General features: G+C 67.1%; 14 protein-coding genes. 4 read left to right on the forward strand and 10 right to left on the reverse strand.

The annotated features are described in order from the left end of the window. Positions 1–227: 227 nt before the first annotated feature. Complete coding sequence (locus tag TY25_RS28680; protein ID WP_042261288.1) at positions 228–1,415, reverse strand: MFS transporter; 1,188 nt, start codon at positions 1,413–1,415, stop codon at positions 228–230. 74 nt (positions 1,416–1,489) lie between these two features. On the opposite strand from TY25_RS28680, the gene TY25_RS28685 reads away from it, so the two are divergent. Next, a complete protein-coding gene (locus TY25_RS28685) occupies positions 1,490–2,248 on the forward strand; it encodes a DeoR/GlpR family DNA-binding transcription regulator (RefSeq protein WP_042261172.1) in 759 nt (252 codons plus the stop codon). A gap of 10 nt (positions 2,249–2,258) precedes the next feature. On the opposite strand, the gene TY25_RS28690 is transcribed toward TY25_RS28685, so the two are convergent. Together TY25_RS28690 and TY25_RS28695 are read right to left on the reverse strand one after the other, a co-directional pair. Next, complete coding sequence (locus tag TY25_RS28690; RefSeq protein WP_042261290.1) at positions 2,259–2,801, reverse strand: DM13 domain-containing protein; 543 nt, start codon at positions 2,799–2,801, stop codon at positions 2,259–2,261. 278 nt (positions 2,802–3,079) lie between these two features. After that, complete coding sequence (locus TY25_RS28695; RefSeq protein WP_042261173.1) at positions 3,080–4,210, reverse strand: acyl-CoA dehydrogenase family protein; 1,131 nt, start codon at positions 4,208–4,210, stop codon at positions 3,080–3,082. Positions 4,211–4,300: 90 nt separating this feature from the next. Here TY25_RS28695 and TY25_RS28700 point away from each other — a divergent pair, with 90 nt between their 5' ends. Next, positions 4,301–4,990 (forward strand): winged helix-turn-helix transcriptional regulator, encoded by a 690-nt coding sequence (locus TY25_RS28700; protein WP_042261174.1) that lies wholly within the window; start codon positions 4,301–4,303, stop codon positions 4,988–4,990. 76 nt (positions 4,991–5,066) lie between these two features. Here TY25_RS28700 and TY25_RS28705 read toward each other — a convergent pair whose 3' ends face one another. From TY25_RS28705 to TY25_RS28720, 4 genes are read right to left on the reverse strand one after another with little or no spacing between them, the layout of a single operon-like run. Further along, the gene (locus TY25_RS28705; RefSeq protein WP_042261175.1) at positions 5,067–6,356 is read right to left on the reverse strand and encodes an acyl-CoA dehydrogenase family protein; all 1,290 of its coding nucleotides are present in this window, start codon (positions 6,354–6,356) and stop codon (positions 5,067–5,069) included. A gap of 2 nt (positions 6,357–6,358) precedes the next feature. Further along, complete coding sequence (locus TY25_RS28710; protein ID WP_042261176.1) at positions 6,359–7,039, reverse strand: TetR/AcrR family transcriptional regulator; 681 nt, start codon at positions 7,037–7,039, stop codon at positions 6,359–6,361. Further along, entirely contained in the window at positions 7,036–8,085 is a 1,050-nt protein-coding gene (locus TY25_RS28715; protein ID WP_042261177.1) for an alcohol dehydrogenase catalytic domain-containing protein, read from the reverse strand. The genes TY25_RS28710 and TY25_RS28715 overlap by 4 nt, the downstream gene beginning before the upstream one ends. After that, entirely contained in the window at positions 8,082–8,822 is a 741-nt protein-coding gene (locus tag TY25_RS28720) for an SDR family NAD(P)-dependent oxidoreductase (RefSeq protein ID WP_043674696.1), read from the reverse strand. Before TY25_RS28720 ends, TY25_RS28715 begins: the two co-directional genes overlap by 4 nt. Positions 8,823–9,067: 245 nt before the next feature. On the opposite strand from TY25_RS28720, the gene TY25_RS28725 reads away from it, so the two are divergent. Next, entirely contained in the window at positions 9,068–11,245 is a 2,178-nt protein-coding gene (locus TY25_RS28725) for a malate synthase G (protein ID WP_042261178.1), read from the forward strand. A gap of 341 nt (positions 11,246–11,586) precedes the next feature. On the opposite strand, the gene TY25_RS28730 is transcribed toward TY25_RS28725, so the two are convergent. After that, positions 11,587–12,792 carry a cytochrome P450 gene (locus TY25_RS28730; protein ID WP_042261294.1) on the reverse strand — a complete coding sequence of 402 codons (1,206 nt, stop codon included), beginning with the start codon at positions 12,790–12,792 and terminating at the stop codon, positions 11,587–11,589. 763 nt (positions 12,793–13,555) lie between these two features. Here TY25_RS28730 and TY25_RS28735 point away from each other — a divergent pair. Next, positions 13,556–14,740 carry a cytochrome P450 family protein gene (locus TY25_RS28735; RefSeq protein ID WP_042261179.1) on the forward strand — a complete coding sequence of 395 codons (1,185 nt, stop codon included), beginning with the start codon at positions 13,556–13,558 and terminating at the stop codon, positions 14,738–14,740. 116 nt (positions 14,741–14,856) lie between these two features. Here the strand turns inward: TY25_RS28735 and TY25_RS28740 are convergent, their stop codons facing one another. Both TY25_RS28740 and TY25_RS28745 read right to left on the reverse strand, forming a co-directional pair. Beyond that, entirely contained in the window at positions 14,857–16,107 is a 1,251-nt protein-coding gene (locus tag TY25_RS28740) for a cytochrome P450 family protein (protein WP_042261180.1), read from the reverse strand. A 186-nt stretch (positions 16,108–16,293) separates the two neighbouring features. Continuing rightward, positions 16,294–17,967, reverse strand: coding sequence for an acyl-CoA dehydrogenase family protein (locus TY25_RS28745; protein ID WP_042261181.1), 1,674 nt, complete (start codon positions 17,965–17,967; stop codon positions 16,294–16,296). Positions 17,968–18,210: the final 243 nt, after the last annotated feature.

Raw genomic sequence — 18,210 nt, forward strand, 5'->3', positions numbered from 1 at the left:
TGCGGCGGAAGGGGAGAGGTCAGCGACCGTCTTGGAGGCGGCTGTTTTCGCGACCTGGTTTCACGGTCGACAAGCGCTGGGCCGCATGGGTGTTCGGCATGGTCGGGCGCATTCGCCACCTCCTCCTTTCCGCGTGCTCGGGCGTCACCGCTACTCGGTGATCATCGTCGAATCCCATGGTGACATAACGGACCCACCGTTGTCGGGTCATTTTTTCGCGGCTCGGTTCAGGCGACGCGCTGCCCGGTGCCGGTCGCGTCGGCGCTGGTCGAGCGGGTGCGCAGCACGCCGGATGCGGCCGCGGCGAGCACGCAGAACGCGACAGGCAGAAAGAAGACGACGTCGAGCGCGGCGAAGTGGGTGAGCGGCCCGATGATCGCGGGGCCGGCCAGCATGCCGAGATATCCGATGCCCGCCACGCGGGCGACGTTGGCGCCCACCGCGTTTCGGTCGGCGTGACCGGCGGCGCTGAACAGCTGCGGGACGCACCCGGACATACCCGCGCCGAACACTGCCCATCCGGCGAGCGCCAGTGGAATCCACGGAGAGAGCGCGGCAGTGGACAGGCCGATCGCCGCCGTCGCCGCGCCGTAACGCAGGATGGCCACCGGGCCGAACCTGGTGCTGAGCCGATCGGCGAGCAGGCGGCCGACGGTCATCGCGGTGGCGAAGGCGCCGTAGGCGAGCGCGGCGGTGGCGGGGGAGGCGGACAGCACATCGCGCAGATGCAGTGTGCTCCAATCGTTGGCGACACCTTCGCAGAGCATGAGCAGGAACGCGAGGGTGGCGAGCAGCCAGATCCGCCGTGTCGCTTTGTATTTGCCGTTTGTCGCGGAAGTGGTTGCTGTGCCGGTGGTTTCGGCTCGCAGCAGGGCCGGTGCGGCGGTCAGCGCGACGGCGAGGCCGAGCAGGGCCGCGACGCCGAGCGTGGTGGCGGGTGACCAGTCCCAGCTCAGCGTGCGGGCGCCGATCAGCGCGGCGAGCACGCCGCCCAGCGAGAAGGTGGCGTGGAACGCCGACATCACCGCGCGCTGATAGCCGTGTTCGACCTGGACGGCGTGCGAGTTCATCGCGACGTCGAGGCAGCCGTTGCCGAGCCCGAGTCCGAACAGGGCCGCGCCGAGCAGCCACCCGTTGGTGGCCAGCCCTGGCGGCTCCAGGGCGAGCGCGCAGAGCGCCGCGCTCGCCGGGACGACGACCCGGGCGCCGAAACGATCGGCGAGCGGGCCGACGATCTGCATGCCCGCGAACGCGCCCGCACCCAGGAGCAGGAGCAGCCAGCCGAGTGTCGCGTGGCTGATGCCGGTCCGCTGTTCGATCGCCGGGATGTGCACGACCCACATGCCCATCAGGAAACCGTTCAGCGCGAAGAAGGCGAAGGTGGCCAGGCGTGCGGCGCGCAACGTACTTTGCATGTGTTCGAACATAACGAACACATCGACTGTGCGAAATATTGATTTATGAACACAAAGGATGTTTGAATGGCGGTGTGGTGAGCACAGATCGTCTTACGCAGATCGCCGATGCCGTGCGCGCGGCGGGCAGTCTCGGCGTCGCCGAGCTGGCCGAACTGACCGGCACCTCGGAGATGACCATTCGCCGGGACCTGGAGACCCTCGCCGGTCAGGGCGTGCTCGAGCGCTACCGCGGCGGCGCCAGGACCCTGCTGCTGCGCGGCGAGGAACCGCCATACGCGTTGCGGGTGCGGGAGGGGCTGGAGACCAAACGTAGGCTCGCCGCGGCCGTGGCCGGTTTGCTCGCCGACGGCGAGTCCGTGGTCCTCGACAGCGGGACCACCTGTGTCGAGGTCGCGCACCTGCTGGCGGCACGGCGGCTCACCGTGATGCCGCTGTCCCTGCATGCGGTGAACGCGCTGTCGGCGGCGCCCGCGGTGACCCTGTTGGTGCCGGGCGGCAGGCCGCGCCCGGGCGAATTGGCGCTGACCGGTCCGTTGACCCTCGCCTCGTTGGCCGCGATCAGGTTCGACACCGCCGTCATCGGCTGCTGCGGGCTGACCGCCGCCGACGGTCTCACCGCGCACGACCTCGACGACGCCGCGGTCAAACAGGCCGCCATCGCCTCCGCCCGGCGGGTCATCGCGGTCACGGAATCGGCCAAGTTCTCCCGCACGGCCCTGGCCGTCGCCGCCCCCGCCGCCGCCCTGCACGCCGTTGTGACCGACCACGACGCCACCCCCGAAGCCGTGGACGCGCTACGTGCTACCGGTCCAACGGTTTTGACCGTGTGAGCCGTCATTTTCAGGCCGCGCCCAGCTCGGCGGCGCCGAAGGAGACGTTGAAGCGGTCGCACCAGATGGTGACGCTGGTGAGGGACGCCAGGTCGGTGTCGGCGGGGATGGCGTAGTTCTGGCTGCCTCTGTTGCCTTTCAGGCTGCCGAGGTCGAGGTGCTTGCCGTCGTCGAAGACGAACCAGCCGGAGCTGCCCTCGATGACCGGCGCGTCGGTGAGCCAGACGTGCAGGTCGGGGCCGTTGGAGGTGTCGAGGTCCGCCAGGCGCAGGACGCGGCTCCCGTCGGGTAGTTGGAGGACGGCGACCGTACCTGACGTGGTGTGCTCATGGGAGATGAACGTGCCGCGGGCGAGGACGCGCGGTTCGGCGGGGACGCCCGGCGGCGCGGCCCCGGCCGGTGCGGCGAGCGATGGCGCGGCCTCGACGACCGTGGTGTTCGTGAACAACCGCCACGGCTGGAACAGCGCCAGCCCCACCCCGAGCCCGACGACCAGTACCGCCGCCAACGCCCACGTGATGGGGGAGCGCGCAATTCGCCGAGCCGACACCATGGGTACTCCTTCGAGCTGTTCCAGCAATACGACCATTGAACACCGCAATCCAGCCTTCAACCGCGCGTTGACGAGCGAAAACGTGTGAACAAACCCTGACGGATTCCCGCCCGTCGGTCGGCAGCGGCGGTGTGCGGCCGCATCGCAACGCTGTAGGGTGCCGCGATGCTCGTATTGCAGCGTCGTGCCGCAGTTTTCACGTGGAGTAGCGCTGCTGCGAGCCGTCATGTCTCGTGCCCTTGGCGATTGCCGCGTCTGCTGGTCCGCGGCCTGCAACGTCATCCGAGCGGCGAATGTCCGAGCAGCACGCGGCCGGTGAATCGGGTCTGCTTGGCTCGCGGCAGTGGATGGAACAGGCAGCCGTGGATGTCGCGGTAGCGCATCTCCAGTTCGCAGGTCCGTGAATAGCCAAGTCCGCCAACGGTTTCGATGGCGAGTCGGACGGTGTGGATGAGCGCGTCGGCGGCCGCGGTCTTGCGGCTCAGGGTGCGGCTGGCATGGGCGTCGGAGTTGTCGAACCGCAGATCGTCGGAACCGGCGAACATGGCGTCGATCAGGTCGGCGGCGGTGGTGTGCGCATTGACCATCTCACCGGCCAGTTGGAAGGTGGCTGCATCGTCCCGGTCGGCGACCAGGGCGGCGGCGAGTTCGACTGCGCCGTCGGCGATCCCGAGGTAGGCGGCCATCACCAGCGGCATCGCCGCGCCCATCACCACGTTCAGCAGCGGCGGCCAGGCGTCGGCGCGGCGCACCAGGGAGACCGCGGCGTCGGGCACGAAGACGTCGTCGAGGAGCACGGTGTGCGAGCCGCTCGCGCGCAGACCGAGTGTGTCCCAGGTCTTTTCGATCCGCACACCGGGCGCGGCGATCGGGACGGCGCAGTGCAGCACGTGCGGGCCTTCGGGTGCGTCCGCCCACCGGATGCTGGTGACGAGCACGGTGCCCGCTTCGACACCGCTGGCCGGTGATTTGCGCGCGTGCACCCGGTAGCCGCCCTCCACCCGCTCGGCCCGGCCGCTGGAGGCGACCCAGTCGGAGGCGCCGGTGCTGATCAGGATCGCGCCGTCGACCACCTTGCCGAACAACGGTGCCGCGTCGATGCCGTGGTGGTGCCGCCACACCTGGGCGGCGACGAGATGGGTGTGCATGGCGAACGCGACCGCGGTGGACGGGTCGTGGCGGCCGAGTTCGCGCAGTATGTCGCCCATCTCGCGATGTGTCGCACCGCCGCCACCGAACTCGGCGGGGACCAGCGCGGCAGACAGTCCGGTGCTGCGCAGCAGGTCGAAGGCGGTGGTGGACAGTTCGCCCGCGCGGTCGTTGGCTGCCACCTCGGGGCGCAGGGCGGCGCCGACCTCGCGGGCGCGGGCGATCCAGTCGGTGTGGATGTCGGAAGAGGTTGTCGTCATGTTTCGAAGGTAGGAACAGCCGCGATAACCGAATAGTCCAGAAAGTGGACCCTGCCGGTCCAGTATCTGGACCCCGAACACGAGGTGACCATGACGACACCGGGCTACGGCCAGTACTGTCCGATCTCTCGCGCGCTCGACGTGCTCGGCGAGCGCTGGTCGCTGCTGATCGTGCGCGACCTGCTGCTGGGTACCACCCGGTTCAACGATTTGGCGCGCGGCCTGCCCGGCCTGTCCCGCAGCCTGCTGGCCAAGCGGTTGCGCCAGTTCGAGCGCGCCGGATTGCTCGACAAGGTGGGCTCGGAGTACCTGATGACCGCCGCGGGCCGGGATCTGGAGCGGATCCTGTTCGGCCTCGGCGCGTGGGGCGCCCGCTGGAGTTTCGGCGACCCGCGGCCGGCGGAACTCGATCCCGCGGTGCTGGTGTGGTGGATGCATACCCGCCTGGACACCTCCGCGCTGCCCGGCAAACGCCAGGTTTTCGCCATCCGGTTCACCGATCGTCCGCACCGTTACTGGATCGTCGTCGAATCGGGTGTCCCGTCGGTCTGCGACGCCGACCCGGGCTATCCGGTCGACGTGGCGATCAGCTCCGACGTCGGCGCGCTGTATCAGGTGTGGCTCGGCAAACTCTCACTGGCGCAGGCGATCCGGACCGGCCGGCTGACGTTCATCGGCCCGACCGCGCTGACCCGCCGCATGCCCTCGGTACTGCTGCTGAGCCCGATGGCACCGTACGTCACTCCGGCGCCGGTCGACTTCGCCACGCGCGCTTCGTGATCGGCCGCGGCGCACCTACCTGCGAATTCGGCAGGTAGGTGCGTAGGCATCCGGAGGCGCTACCTCCCCGCGCGGGTCAGAGGTTGCCGACGATGTGTTCGAGGCGTTCGGCGACGTGCTCGCGGGCCTTTTCGCGGAGGGTGGGGCGGTAACCGCTGGGGTAGACGGGATCCGCGGGTTCATAGGTCTTGAGGACCTCCTTGGCGAGGGTGATCTTGTGCACCTCGGTGGGCCCGTCCGCGATGGCCATCACCTCGGCGTAATTCATCATGTCGACGAAGGGGAGGTCGGTGCTGACGCCGATGGCGCCGTGCAGATGCAGTGCGCGCTGGGCGATGTCGTGCATGACCTTGGGCATGGCGACCTTGATGGCGGCGATGTCCTTGCGCACCTTCAGGTAGTCCTGTTCCTTGTCGATGCGCCACGCGGTGCGCAGCACGAGCAGCCGGAACTGCTCCATCTCGATCCAGCTGTCCGCGATGCGCTCCTGGGTCATCTGCAGGCCGGCCAGCGGGCCCTTGCGCATCGGCCGGGACACGGCGCGCTCGGCCATCATGTCGAAAGCCTTGCGCACCAACGCGACCGTGCGCATCGCGTGATGGACGCGACCACCGCCGAGGCGGGTCTGCGCGACGATGAAGCCCTGGCCTTCCGCGCCGAGCAGATGGTCGGCGGGCACCCGGACGTCGGTGAACCGCAGATGGCCCTCGTGCTCGCTGAACCCGTGCACGTGGAAGTTCTTGACGATCTCGAGGCCGGGAGTGTCGGCGGGCACGATGAACATCGACATGCCCTGGTACGGACTGACATCCGGATTGGTGACCACCATGACGATGTGGAAGCTGGCGAACTGCGCGTTCGAGTTGAACCACTTCTCGCCGTTGATCACCCAGTGGTCGCCGTCGCGTACCGCCCGGGTCTTGAACGTGGTGGGGTCCGAGCCGCCGGTGGGCTCGGTCATCACGTAACAGGAGCCGATGTCACCGGCGAGCAAGGGCGCCAGGTACTTCGCCTTCTGCTCCTCGGTGCCGTAGTGGGCGAGGATCTCGGCATTGCCGGAATCCGGTGCCTGGCAACCGAATACCGACGGCGCCCAGAACGACGTGCCGAGCACCTCGTTGAGCAGCGCGAGCTTCATCTGCCCGTAGCCCTGGCCGCCGAGCTCGGGGCCCAGGTGGCAGGCCCACAACCCTTGCTCCTTGACCTGTTCCTTCAACGGCCGCATCAGCGCCATGGCTTCTTTGTTGCCGCGGTCGTACGGATTCGGGTACAGCGAGTCGAGCGGCTCGACCTCGGTGCGGACGAATTCCGCCGCCCAGTCCAGTTTCTTCTGGAAGTCCGGGTCGGTCTCGAAATCCCAAGCCATGGTCAGCCTTTCGTGTGCGGTTCGGTGGTGGTCACCACGCCGTCGAGGAACGTGGTGGCGAGAATCTCGGCGATCTCGGCGGGGGAGTGTTCGCCGTGTGGGCGATACCAGAAGGTCACCATGTTGAGCATGCCGAGCACGCTGTTGGTGACCACGTGGTCGTCGGTGCGCAGCAGACCCGCGGCGTGCCCGGTGTCGATCACCCGCTGCCAGCACTGCTGGACCCGATCGCGCAGCTCTTGCAGTTGAGCTCCGCGCTCGCCGGTGAGCGCGGTGACGTCGCGTAGCTGGATCGCGACCTCGCTACGGTGCTCGATGATCAGCCGGACGTGGCTGTGGATCAGCCGGCGCAGCTGGCTGATCGGATCGTCGTCGCCCGCGACGATCTGTTCCGCGTCGACCAGCATCAACTGGATGTAATCGTGCAGGATCTGCCAGAGCAGTTCTTCTTTGGAGCCGATGTGGTAGTACAGCGCGCCGCGCTGAACATCGGCGCGGTCGCCGATCTCCGCGACGCCGGTACCGTGGAATCCCTTCTCCGCGAACAACTCCCGTGCGGCCCGCAGAATCCGTTCCCGGGTGTCGCCGGCGTTGGCGGCGGAGGCGGGCGGGCGGCCGCGGCGCCGCGCCGGGGCGACGTCGGCGTCGTCCGGCGTCGTCCTGCTGCGCGACGCGGTACTCATCGCGCGGGGTCCAGCACGACCTTGCTCACGCCGTCCGCGCGTTCGGCGAACAGCCGGTAGGCGTTCGCGCCGTCGGACATCGGGAGCCGATGGGTGATGACCGCTTCGGGGCGCAGCCGGCCCGCGGCGGTGAGCCGCAGCAGGGTGGGCAGCTCGTATTGGATCGAGCACAGGCCGATGTGGAACTCCAGCTCCTTGATCTGTGCCAGCGGCATATGGAAAGGGTAAGCCCGGTTCTGGCTGACGCCGATCACGCTGACCCGCCCGCGGTGTCCGACCGCGCTGATCGCGAGTTTGATGGTGGCATCGGCGCCGACCGCCTCGATCGCGACATCCGCGCCGCCGCCGAGCAGTTCGCGGATCGCCGGCTTCGGATCGTCGGCGTCGACCGGTTCGGCGCCGAGTTCGGCGGCTTGTTTGCGGCGTTCGGCGATGAGATCGACGCCGAGCACGCGGGACGCGCCCATCGCGAACGCGGACTGCACCGCCATCAGCCCGACCGGACCCAGTCCGATCACCACCACCGTCTCCCCGGGCGCGATCCGGGCCCGGCGCGCGCCGTACCAGGCGGTCGGCGCGTTGTCGGTGAGGACCACGGCGGCGTCGTCGCTGACCCCCGCGGGCAGCCGCACGACGTTGCCTTCGGCGTGTGCGACGGCCAGATATTCGGCCTGACAGCCGGGGAGCGCGCCGCCGAGCCCGTAGCAGGCGTCGATCGCTGCGGGCGTGCGTTCGCAGGCGGCGACGAGGCCGATCCGGCAGTTCGCGCAGCGGTCACAGCCCGCGGAAGCGGGGACCAGCACCCGGTCGCCGACCGCGAATCCGCGTACGTTCGAACCGATTTCGACGATCTCGCCGACCGCCTCGTGCCCGACGCTGTAGCCGGTCCCGTCGGTGAACCCGTGCCCGGCGTAGATGTGCAGGTCGCTGCCGCAGATGCCGGCGGCGGTGACCCGGATGAGCACGCCGTCCGGTCCGGTGAGTACCGGGTCGGGCACGTCGGAGTACGAGATCTCCCGCGGGCCTTGATAGGTCAGTGCCTTCATCGCCAGCCGCCGTCCACGGCGAGCGTCGCCCCGGTGCAGAATCCGGACTCCGCGCCCGCGAAGAACAGTGCGGCGCCGACGATTTCGCTGGGTTCGCCGACGCGGCGCTGCGCGTTGACGGTGCCGATCGCCGCGCGGACCTCGGGCGTCCAGGCCTTCGAGATATCGGTCGCGAACGCGCCGGGTTGAATCGTGTTGACCCGCACGGTCGGTCCGAAGGTCTGCGCGAGACCGACCGTGAGCGTGTTCAATCCGGCCTTGGCCGCGGCGTAGGGGAGCGCGTGCGGTGCTGGCCGGGCCGCCTCGATCGAGGAGATGTTGATGATCGAGCCGCCGCCGTCGGCCGCCATCCGGGTGCCGATCAGCGCCGAAAGACGAAACGGCCCTTTGAGGTTCACGCCGATCACCTTGTCGAACAGTGCCTCCGACACCTGATCGAGGCTCGGGTAGAGCGGCGAGAGCCCGGCGTTGTTGACCAGCACGTCGACCCGGCCGAACGCCTCGTAGACCGTCTCGACCAGTGCGTCGCACTGGGACCAGTCGCTGACGTTGCACGCGACCGGCAGCGCGCGCCTGCCGTGGGTGGCGCGTACCTCGTCGGCCAGCGCGACGCAGCCGTCGAGTTTGCGGCTGGCGATCACCACGTCCGCGCCCGCCGCCGCGAACGCGAGCACCATCTCCCGGCCGAGTCCCCGGCTGCCCCCGGTGACCACGACGACCTTGTCCTCGAGCGACACACGCTCTCCCGTCGATCAGAAAATGTTCCGATCAGTACATTAAATCGCGCGGCCGATACAATCAAGGGCATGTTCGGCCGACCGCCGACACGCTGTGCCGCGCCGAGTGATCTACCCCGCTTCATCGGCGCGCCGGAACATATCGGCGAGACGCCACGTTCGACCCGGAACAGGGTGGTATCACTACCCACGGGTAACATCGATGCGTCTTTTCCCACCCGGCTTTCTCAGAAGTGAGGCAGTAGATGACAGAGCGGATTCAGGTCGGCGGGCTTCAGGTGGCCAGCGTTCTCCACGAGTTCATCGAGAACGAGGCGCTTCCCGGAACCGGCGTAGATTCCGCCGCGTTCTGGGCCGGTGCCGAGCAGGTCATCAACGACCTCGCGCCGCGCAACCGCGCGTTGCTCGCCGAACGCGACGAGATCCAGGGCAAGGTCGACGCCTGGCACGCCGAGCACCCCGGCGCGAACTACGACAAGGCCGCCTACAAGAACTTTCTGAGCGAAATCGGCTACCTGCGCCCCGAGCCCGCCGATTTCCAGATCAGCACGCAGAACGTGGACGACGAGATCGCCACCACCGCGGGCCCGCAGCTCGTGGTGCCGGTGATGAACGCGCGCTTCGCGATCAACGCGGCCAATGCCCGCTGGGGTTCGCTCTACGACGCGCTCTACGGCACCGATGCCATCTCCGAGGCCAACGGCGCGGAAAAGGGCAAGAGCTACAACAAGGTTCGCGGCGACAAGGTCATCGAGTGGGCGCGCAACTTCCTCGACGACGCCGCGACCCTGATCACCGGCTCGCACATCGGCTCCACCTCGTACAAGATCGTCGACGGTGAGCTCGAGGTCGGCCTCGAGGACGGCACCGAGATCGGGCTCGCCGATCCGTCGCAGCTGGTCGGTTACCTCGGCGAGCCGGACGCGCCGACCTCGGTGCTGCTGAAGCACAACGGTCTGCACATCGAGATCCAGATCGATGCGGACTCGCCGATCGGCAGCACCGACACCGCGGGCGTCAAGGACCTGGTGCTGGAGTCCGCGGTCACCACCATCATGGACTTCGAGGACTCGGTCGCCGCGGTCGACGCCGAGGACAAGGTGCTCTGCTACCACAACTGGCTCGGCCTGATGAAGGGCGATCTCAGCGAGCAGGTCAGCAAGGGCGACCAGACCTTCACCCGCACCATGAACCCGGACCGGGTCTACACCGCGCTCGACGGCGGGGAGCTGGTGCTGCACGGCCGTTCGCTGCTGTTCGTGCGCAACGTCGGTCACCTGATGACCAGCGACGCCATCCTCGACGCCGACGGCAACGAGGTGCCCGAGGGCATCCTCGACGGCCTGATCACCTCGCTGATCGCGACGCATTCGCTGCGCGGCGACACCGAATTGAAGAACAGCCGCACCGGCTCGGTCTACATCGTGAAGCCGAAGATGCACGGCCCCGACGAGGTCGCGTTCACCAACGAGCTGTTCGGCCGGATCGAGGACGTGCTCGGTGTGCCGCGCAACACCCTCAAGGTCGGCATCATGGACGAGGAGCGCCGCACCACGGTGAACCTGAAGGCCTGTATCCAGGCTGCCGCCGAACGCGTGGTGTTCATCAACACCGGCTTCCTCGACCGCACCGGCGACGAGATCCACACCTCCATGGAGGCCGGGCCGATGGTCCGCAAGGCCGAGATGAAGGGCCAGCAGTGGATCAAGTCCTACGAGGACTGGAACGTCGACACCGGCCTGGCCACCGGACTGCCCGGCAAGGCGCAGATCGGTAAGGGCATGTGGGCCATGCCGGACTTGATGGCCGACATGCTGGTGCAGAAGATCGGCCACCCCAAGGCCGGCGCCAACACCGCGTGGGTGCCCTCGCCGACCGCGGCCACCCTGCACGCCACGCACTACCACCAGGTCAACGTGCTCGACCGGCAGCAGGAAATCCTGAAGGGCGGCCCGCGCGCCACCGTCGACCAGATCCTGGAGATCCCGCTCGCCGCGGCGCCCAACTGGTCGGCCGAGGAGAAGCAGCAGGAGCTGGACAACAACTCCCAGTCCATCCTCGGCTATGTGGTGCGCTGGATCGACCAGGGCGTCGGCTGCTCCAAGGTGCCCGACATCGAAGACGTCGCGCTCATGGAAGACCGTGCCACCCTTCGCATTTCCAGCCAGCTGATGGCGAACTGGCTGCGCCACGGCATCGTCACCGCCGACGAGGTGGTGGCCAGCCTGGAACGGATGGCGCCGATCGTCGACCGCCAGAACGCCGGCGACCGCAACTACCGCCCCCTGTCCCCGGACTTCGCCGGCAGCATCGCCTTCCAAGCCGCCAAGGAACTCATCCTCGAAGGCACCAAGCAGCCCAACGGTTACACCGAGCCGATCCTGCACCGGCGCCGGCGGGAAGCCAAGGCGGCTTGCAAGTGAGGGTCGTTCGATTGATCGAAAAGTAGCTGTCAGCAGCTCCTTCTCGTTCGCGGCCCCGCACTGGAGACATCCGGCGCGGGGCCTCTCCACAAACGCCACCGAGCTGGGACCCCGGTCGCCGCCCCGCGCGTAGTTCGAGTGGCCCAGAAGCTAAGGTTTTCGGCTCGGTGCGCTGGTTTCGCTCCTCACTTGCCGCGGATAACGGGACGGCTTCGACGGTGTCGTCAGCGGGCGCTCAGTTTTTCGGCGTGTGCGATTGCCTCGATCAGCCTCTCGCGTACCCGGGCGGGCACGTAGCCGCGGTCGGTATGGTTCCTGGTTCGGCGGCGAGGGTCTTGCGGTCACACGTCCCAGGTGACCGGGAGACTCTTCACCCCGAAGATGTCCGCGGTTTCCGGGCGCAGGGCGACCTCGTCGGCCGGTACGGCCAGGCGCAGTGTGGGAAATCTGTTGATCAGGGCGGGGAACGCGACGCGCATTTCGACGCGGGCGAGCTGCGCTCCCAGGCAGTGGTGGGCTCCGTGGCCGAAGGCAACGTGCGCGCCGAGGCGCCTGTGGATATCGAACGCGTGGGGATCGGCGAAGCGCTCGGGGTCGTGATTGGCGGTGTGGTACGACGCGATCACCACCTGCCCTGCCTTGATCGTGTGGCCGGCCAGCTCGACGTCCTCCAGCGCTGTCCTCATGGAGGTCTTGGCTACGCTCAGATATCGCAGCAATTCCTCCACCGCTTGGTCGGTGAGCCCCGGATCGGCGCGCAGCGCGGCGAGCTGCTCCGGGTGGCGCAGGAGCGCAAAGGTGCCCAGTGCCAGCATGTTCGCGGTGGTGTCTAGGCCGGCCGCCAGCAGAACCAGGGCCATGCCCCGCAGTTCCTCATCGCTCAGATCGGTGTGGGTGAGCTCGCTGAGCACGTCGTCAGTGGGGTTCGCGCGCTTGGTGGCGACCAGTTCGGTGAGGTACCCGTAGGTCGCGGTCACCGCCGCGATCAGGTCCTCGTCGCTGATCTCCCCGCTCATGAACGACTCCACGTTGTCCTGGAAGGAACCCCTGTCTTCGTAGGGCACCCCAAGCAGTTCACAGATCGTGATGGCGGGAATGGGTCTGGCGAACGTCGCCAACAGGTCTGTCGGCGGCCCGGCCGTCTCCATGGCGTCGAGCCGGTCGGCGGTGATCTGCTCGACGCGTTCGGTGAGCAATCGCATGCGCCGTGCGGTGAACTTGCTCGCCAGCGGTTTCCGGTAACGCCCGTGCTGTGGTTCGTCCATGAGCAGGAACTCACCAGGCGCCGCCGGTGGGATCTCGAAGCCCGAGTAGTCGATAGTCGGGTGGAGCATGAGCTCCTTGCGCGAACTGAATCGCGAGTCGGACAGGATCGACCGGACCAGCTCGTATCCGGTAACCAGCCAGCCGGGTTTTCCGCCGGGGAAGGTGTAGTGGCTGATCGGGCCGTGTCGACGAGCCTCGATCAGCTCGGCGGGCGGGCCGAACGGGCAGCCGGACTGGCGCGCCACCGGTAGCGCGGCGATCGTGTGGAGCGCTTCGCTCATGCTCATTTCCCTTGCAGCAGAAGATATTTGAGAGACTCTCAGCAGCCATTGAAGACCTACTATAAGCATATGTATACGTAGAAGCAAGTCCAGTTGCCTCGATCGCGTGGCGGTCACGCCCGGCTGAAGTCTCGCTGACGGTCTGCAGTGGATCGCCCGACGCGATGGCCGGATCTGGGCGCTTGCCGTCGTTGCTCCCGCATGATCCCTGGAGGGTTTGCGGGCGCGTCCGCGGCGGCGTCGAACACCGCGGATGCGCTAAGCCTGCGGTCGGTGAATATCCCGAGTTGCCGGTGCCGGAGATTTGCCGAGACCTACGGTTCGGGCTGCGGACGCTGCTCGGGATCAGTATGCTCGAACGCGCTTCATCGAAACATGCTGTAGTCGAACATATTTGGATGTACCGGTCGGTTTGTCTCGAGGCCGGTCAGCTATGGGCGCACGAGCAGGGAGGCGCAACGTGTCACGGTCTTGCCGACCACTCGGCTCGGGTCTTTCTCCGGAACTCGTGCGGTTTCGCTTGCTACCTGTGTGCTGACGCTGCCCACTGCGATCTCCGATTCGGCCGGCGGTAGTCGATCCGGTTTGCTTACGGACGGCTTCCGGACATGTAAGACCCTGCTGCTGTGCGAATCTCGTCAACTCAGACTGTCCGAGGAGTGCTTGTCATGGCCATCTTATCCGCTGCCGCACGACCGACGACCGAGCGTACGCGCCTGCTAGCCGATCAGCCGGCGGCGCCGCCCAGCGTCCGTCCGCGCGCGTGACGCTCCATACGCCGGAGTTCGCGGCGGATCCACACAGCATGTACGCGGCCATGCGCGACAATCACGGTGCACTGGTTCCGTTGGAACTGGCGCCGGGGGTGCCCGCGACGCTGATCATAGGTTATCGGGAAGCGCTACAGGTGCTGGGCGACCCGGTGCATTTTCCGGCCGACTCGCGGGCGTGGGAGTCCGGTCGTGCCGGGGTGTGTCCGGTGTTGCCCACCGTGGGGTGGCGATCCGGTATGCCGCAGACGGGCGAGGCGGAGTATGCGCAATACCGCAGCACCACAACGGCCTGCCTGAACCAGATCGATCTGTATGCGCTGCGCATCGCGGTCGAACGCGTCGCATCGGAGTTGATCGATAGCTTCTGCGAGGCCGGCTCGGCCGACCTGCTCGCCGATTACGCCATTCCGCTGACCGTCGAGATACTTCACGACGTGCTGGGGTTCGGGCCCGAGAACGGTCGCAAAGCGTTCTCGGCGCTGGCCGCGTTGCGCAACGCCGCCGACGCGGTATCGGTGGCGGCGGGCGAAAGCATGGTGCGAGCGGCGATCGCGGAGGCGGTGGCCGCGAAGCGGGTCGCGCCGAGCGTCGACGTCATATCGTGGCTGGTCCAGCACGGCACTTATGCGCACGAGAACGAGTTGGTCGAACAAATCGCGACGCTCTACGTGACCGGCACCGAGCCGACCTGGAACTTGATCGCGAACACAGTGCTACTGCTGGCAACCGATGACCGGTTCGGCGGAGAACTGCTGGGCGGGGCCCTGTCCATCCGGGACGCGATCGACGAGGTGCTCTTCACCGATCCGCCGGTAGCGAATTCGTGCTTCAGCTATCCGCGTCAACCGCAGATCGTGGGGAACACCTGGCTGCCGGTGGATCAACCGGTACTCATCAGCCTGGCCGCCTGTAACGCCGACCCGGCCGCGGCCGACGGTGACCGGATGGGCAACCGTTCGCATCTGTCCTGGGGTGCGGGCGCGCATTCATGCCCTGCCCAGTCGGTGGCGATGGTCATCGCCCAGGAAGCGCTCGACCAGTTGCTCGATGCGCTGCCGGATGTCAGCTTGGCCGTTCCGGATACCGAATTGCAGTGGCGGACAGGGGGTTTCCATCGCGCGCTGGCTGCGCTTCCGGTGCGGTTTCCGCCGTCACCGCCGCTGAACCTCGGCTGAGACCGATCACGCGGATGCGCTGAGCCGCCGCCGGGCCGCTCAGCGCATCCGATCTGTCCCACGAAAGCTGTTTCCAACCAACGGGTTTCAACAGTCCGCGCCGGTGGCGGCGGTCGTCACACCGGCAACGGCGCAGTGGGCGGGAACACCACCGGCAGCGTGGTCAATGCTCGATGGAAGGGGCCGGGCCGCCACACGAGCTCCTCTGCGGCGACTGCGAGCTGCAACTCCGGGAGTACATCCAGAAGTTGATCGATGACCTCCTGCGCGAGCAGGATGCCGTACGGACGAGCGTGCGCGGGACAGGCGTGCGGGCCTGTGCTGAACGCCAGATTCCAGCCGTTGTCCAGAAACTCTCCGGTGTTCATCTCCGGATCGGTGTTGCAGGCCGCCATGCTCACGATGACCGGTTGATTCGCGGGCAGCCAGACGCCCTCGATGATGATCGGCTGGCGGGGATAGGTTATGCAGTAATTCGCCATCGGCGGGTCGGTGGCCAGCCGCTCGTCGAGCGCGGTCCTGGTCGAGAGCGGACAGCCGTTGTCGACGGTGGTGAACCGGGAATCGGTCAGCATCAGCAGCAGCGTGTTGGCCACGAGGTTCAGCGGCGGTTCGACACCGGCCGCGAACAGCAGCACCAACTGATGCACCATCTCCTCGTCGGACAATTCGGCGGAATGCTGGACCAGTCTCGTGGTGACGTCGTCGGCGGGGTGCGCCCGCTTCAACGCGGTGAGGTCGAGCAACGCGGCGCCCATGATCGCGTTCACCGTGTCGGTGTCCACGCCGTCGAACATCGCCGCGCTGGCCTTGGCGACTCGCTCGCCGATGTCCGGCGGGCAGCCGAGCACCTCGCAGAAGACCGAAAAGACCAGCGGGAGGACGTATTGACTCAGTACGTCGGCGTTCCCGTCACGGCAGAACGTGTTGATGATCGGTACAGCGGACCTTTCCACAATGGAGCGCAGGAAGTTGAGGTCCATGCCGGCCAACGCGTCGTTCAAAGCACTGCGGTAACGCGTGTGTTCCGCGCCGCTGGTGCGGATCGCGTTGGGCCGGTATTCGATCATCGGCATGATCGGGATATCGGCCGGCACCGTCTTCTGCCAGATGCTCGGATCGGCGGGAAAATGCTCGGAGTCGTTGAGGATTCGGACGGCGGTGCGATATTTGACAACCAGGGTTGCCGGCACCCCTGGCCACATCTCCACCGGGACCAAGGAACCGTAGTTCTCCCGCATCTGGCGGTAGAACCGGTGCGGATCGGCGGCAAACTCTTCGCTGCAGATCGCGATTCGAGGACCGGTGAACTCGATCGACGGGGTCGAGACGGTGGTAGAGCCCTGAAGCGTGTGCTGCGGATGCACTGACGTCTCCTTGGTATCGGTTTCGCCAGCATCGTACCCGCGACGGGCCAGGAAATAAATCGCAATCTTGTTAGCTGTCAACAAGATTGCGACTGCGCTGCGGATTCGGGCATACCTGGCACGCGGATGCGGCCGCGTAGCCCGAGCGGGGCGCCGCGGCCGCATCGATTGTCCCGCAGGGCTGGATCAGCGCCGTTCGCAGCGCGCGTCCCACGCGGCGGGCAGATCCTCGGACAGTGCGGGCGCGCCGAGAATTCCGTCGTCGAGCTCGAACGCGTCCAGCACTGTTGGCAGCTGGTCGGCGAGATCATCGATGGCACGCCGGAGCTGCTTCCGCGTAGCCTCGACCGCGGCGATATCGAGCAGGCCGTGGGTGAGATACCACGTGGCCTGGTCCAGGAGGTGATGTAGCGCGAAAACATCGCGCACCGCGGCAATTTCAGGAAGCTCGGCGTGGTCGTGGAGCAGTCGCAACGCCGCTTCGGTGCAGTACGCCTCGGCGAGGTCGAGCGCCTCGGGAATGACCGCTAGTCGGTCGGCGAGGGCCGGTGACGCCAGATGCTGCTGTGCCTCCTGCGCGATCGTCAAGGTGCGTGCACCGAGCAGCCGCAGGCGGTCCTCGGCATCTTCGGGATCGTGCACCCGCACTACCGGGGGCAACGTACCGGCCAGTTCCTTCGCCAGTACCCGACCGGCGACGGAACCCAGGACATGGCAGTCGCCTTCGCCGGTGATGGCGGCGTGACAGACGCCGAGATAGTCGGCGACGCGATTGGCACTGAACATGCCCTGCGCGCCCATCTTGATACGACAGTGGGTGACCGTCTCCAAGGCGTGCAACTGGATGAAGTGCTTGGCCAGCATGACCGAAACCACCGTGTCGCGATCGGTGAGATCGCTACCGGCAAGGGAGGTCTTGATCGCGTTGCCGTAGACGGTCCGGGCGACGGTGCCGGCCAAATCGGTGAGCAGGGTGTCGCGTACGTGCGGAATATCGACCATCAACGGGTTGTCGACCGGCGTCAAGGGCACTACTCGTTTAGTGGCGTAACGGAGTGCGATGTACAGAGCCGCGCGTGCCGTGGCATTCAGGCAGGACGAGAGCGCCAAGCGGCCGACCGTCAGCTGGCTGATCGCCGAAGCGAATGCCCGACGTCTGCTCGTCTGATCGCGCCAGGTCAGCACGCCTTGATCATCGATGGTAGCCAGGTCATTGCTCAACCAGGCGCTGCGCTCGACTCGCAGGCCATCGAAACTGATCACCGAGTTGTCCATGATGACCAGTGGCTGATGGTCGAGCTGGGTGATCCGCACGCCCGCGCACGGCTCGCCGTTCGCGTCTCGTAGTCGCGCGGCGAACAGGTGTACGCCCTGATCGACACCTGCCGCGTCGATGAACCGCGCCCCCACGACGCAGACCCGGGCGACCGGGATGCCGACGCTGGGCATGAACTTTCGTGCGCGCGGGTTCGGGGTGTCGAGCACGAATCCGTCGTTGTCCCACCGTGCGGTGGTCTGCATGAAGCCGATATTGGAGCCGCACCCGTACTCGGTCAGCAACATCACACCGATGCTCGACGCGTCGTCCAGGTCCCGCAGATACGGGGCGGCGGAATCGGAATCGGTCAGCGTGGCCAGGCTGCCCGACGCAAGGTTGTAATGGCCGGAGATCAGCGGAATCAAGTCGGTCGCCAGTACCGCGGACCAATCGAAGACCGCGAAGAGCTCGGGCAGGTCGGTGGCGACGGCACGGGTGCTACCGATCTCTTTGACCAGATCCCGGAGCTGATCGTAGGCGTTCTGGCGCCGCTGTTCCTGGCTCTGTCGCTCCGTGACGGCGAAGTCCGGGTTGTTCAGCACCTGCTGCAGTTGTCGGTGGAACTCTCTGTCGCCGTGTCGAAGAAGACCCGCTAGCGATGTGCTCTCCCGGAGCATTTGCGTGACCATTACCGCCTCCTACTTCATCCGATCCCAGCGGTCGATCGTCCACCGTCGGGCATACCTGAGCCATCGCTGCCGAGCTCCGACGCTCCAGGGCCCGCGTTACCGCGCAGCTACGTGGATACCACCGGAATCGGGAGGGGGAGCCGCAGTGATCGCCCG

The organism is Nocardia brasiliensis NBRC 14402 (assembly GCF_000308475.2).
In the GTDB taxonomy this organism is placed as follows: Bacteria; Actinomycetota; Actinomycetes; order Mycobacteriales; family Mycobacteriaceae; genus Nocardia; species Nocardia brasiliensis.

Bases quoted from the DNA above. Each gene is read 5' to 3' on its own strand.
- TY25_RS28710 (WP_042261176.1), bottom strand. From the start codon at position 7,039: ATGAGTACCGCGTCGCGCAGCAGGACGACGCCGGACGACGCCGACGTC.
- TY25_RS28705 (WP_042261175.1), bottom strand. From the start codon at position 6,356: ATGGCTTGGGATTTCGAGACCGACCCGGACTTCCAGAAGAAACTGGAC.
- TY25_RS28730 (WP_042261294.1), bottom strand. From the start codon at position 12,792: ATGAGCGAAGCGCTCCACACGATCGCCGCGCTACCGGTGGCGCGCCAG.
- TY25_RS28725 (WP_042261178.1), top strand. From the start codon at position 9,068: ATGACAGAGCGGATTCAGGTCGGCGGGCTTCAGGTGGCCAGCGTTCTC.
- TY25_RS28695 (WP_042261173.1), bottom strand. From the start codon at position 4,210: ATGACGACAACCTCTTCCGACATCCACACCGACTGGATCGCCCGCGCC.
- TY25_RS28715 (WP_042261177.1), bottom strand. From the start codon at position 8,085: ATGAAGGCACTGACCTATCAAGGCCCGCGGGAGATCTCGTACTCCGAC.
- TY25_RS28700 (WP_042261174.1), top strand. From the start codon at position 4,301: ATGACGACACCGGGCTACGGCCAGTACTGTCCGATCTCTCGCGCGCTC.
- TY25_RS28690 (WP_042261290.1), bottom strand. From the start codon at position 2,801: ATGGTGTCGGCTCGGCGAATTGCGCGCTCCCCCATCACGTGGGCGTTG.
- TY25_RS28680 (WP_042261288.1), bottom strand. From the start codon at position 1,415: ATGCAAAGTACGTTGCGCGCCGCACGCCTGGCCACCTTCGCCTTCTTC.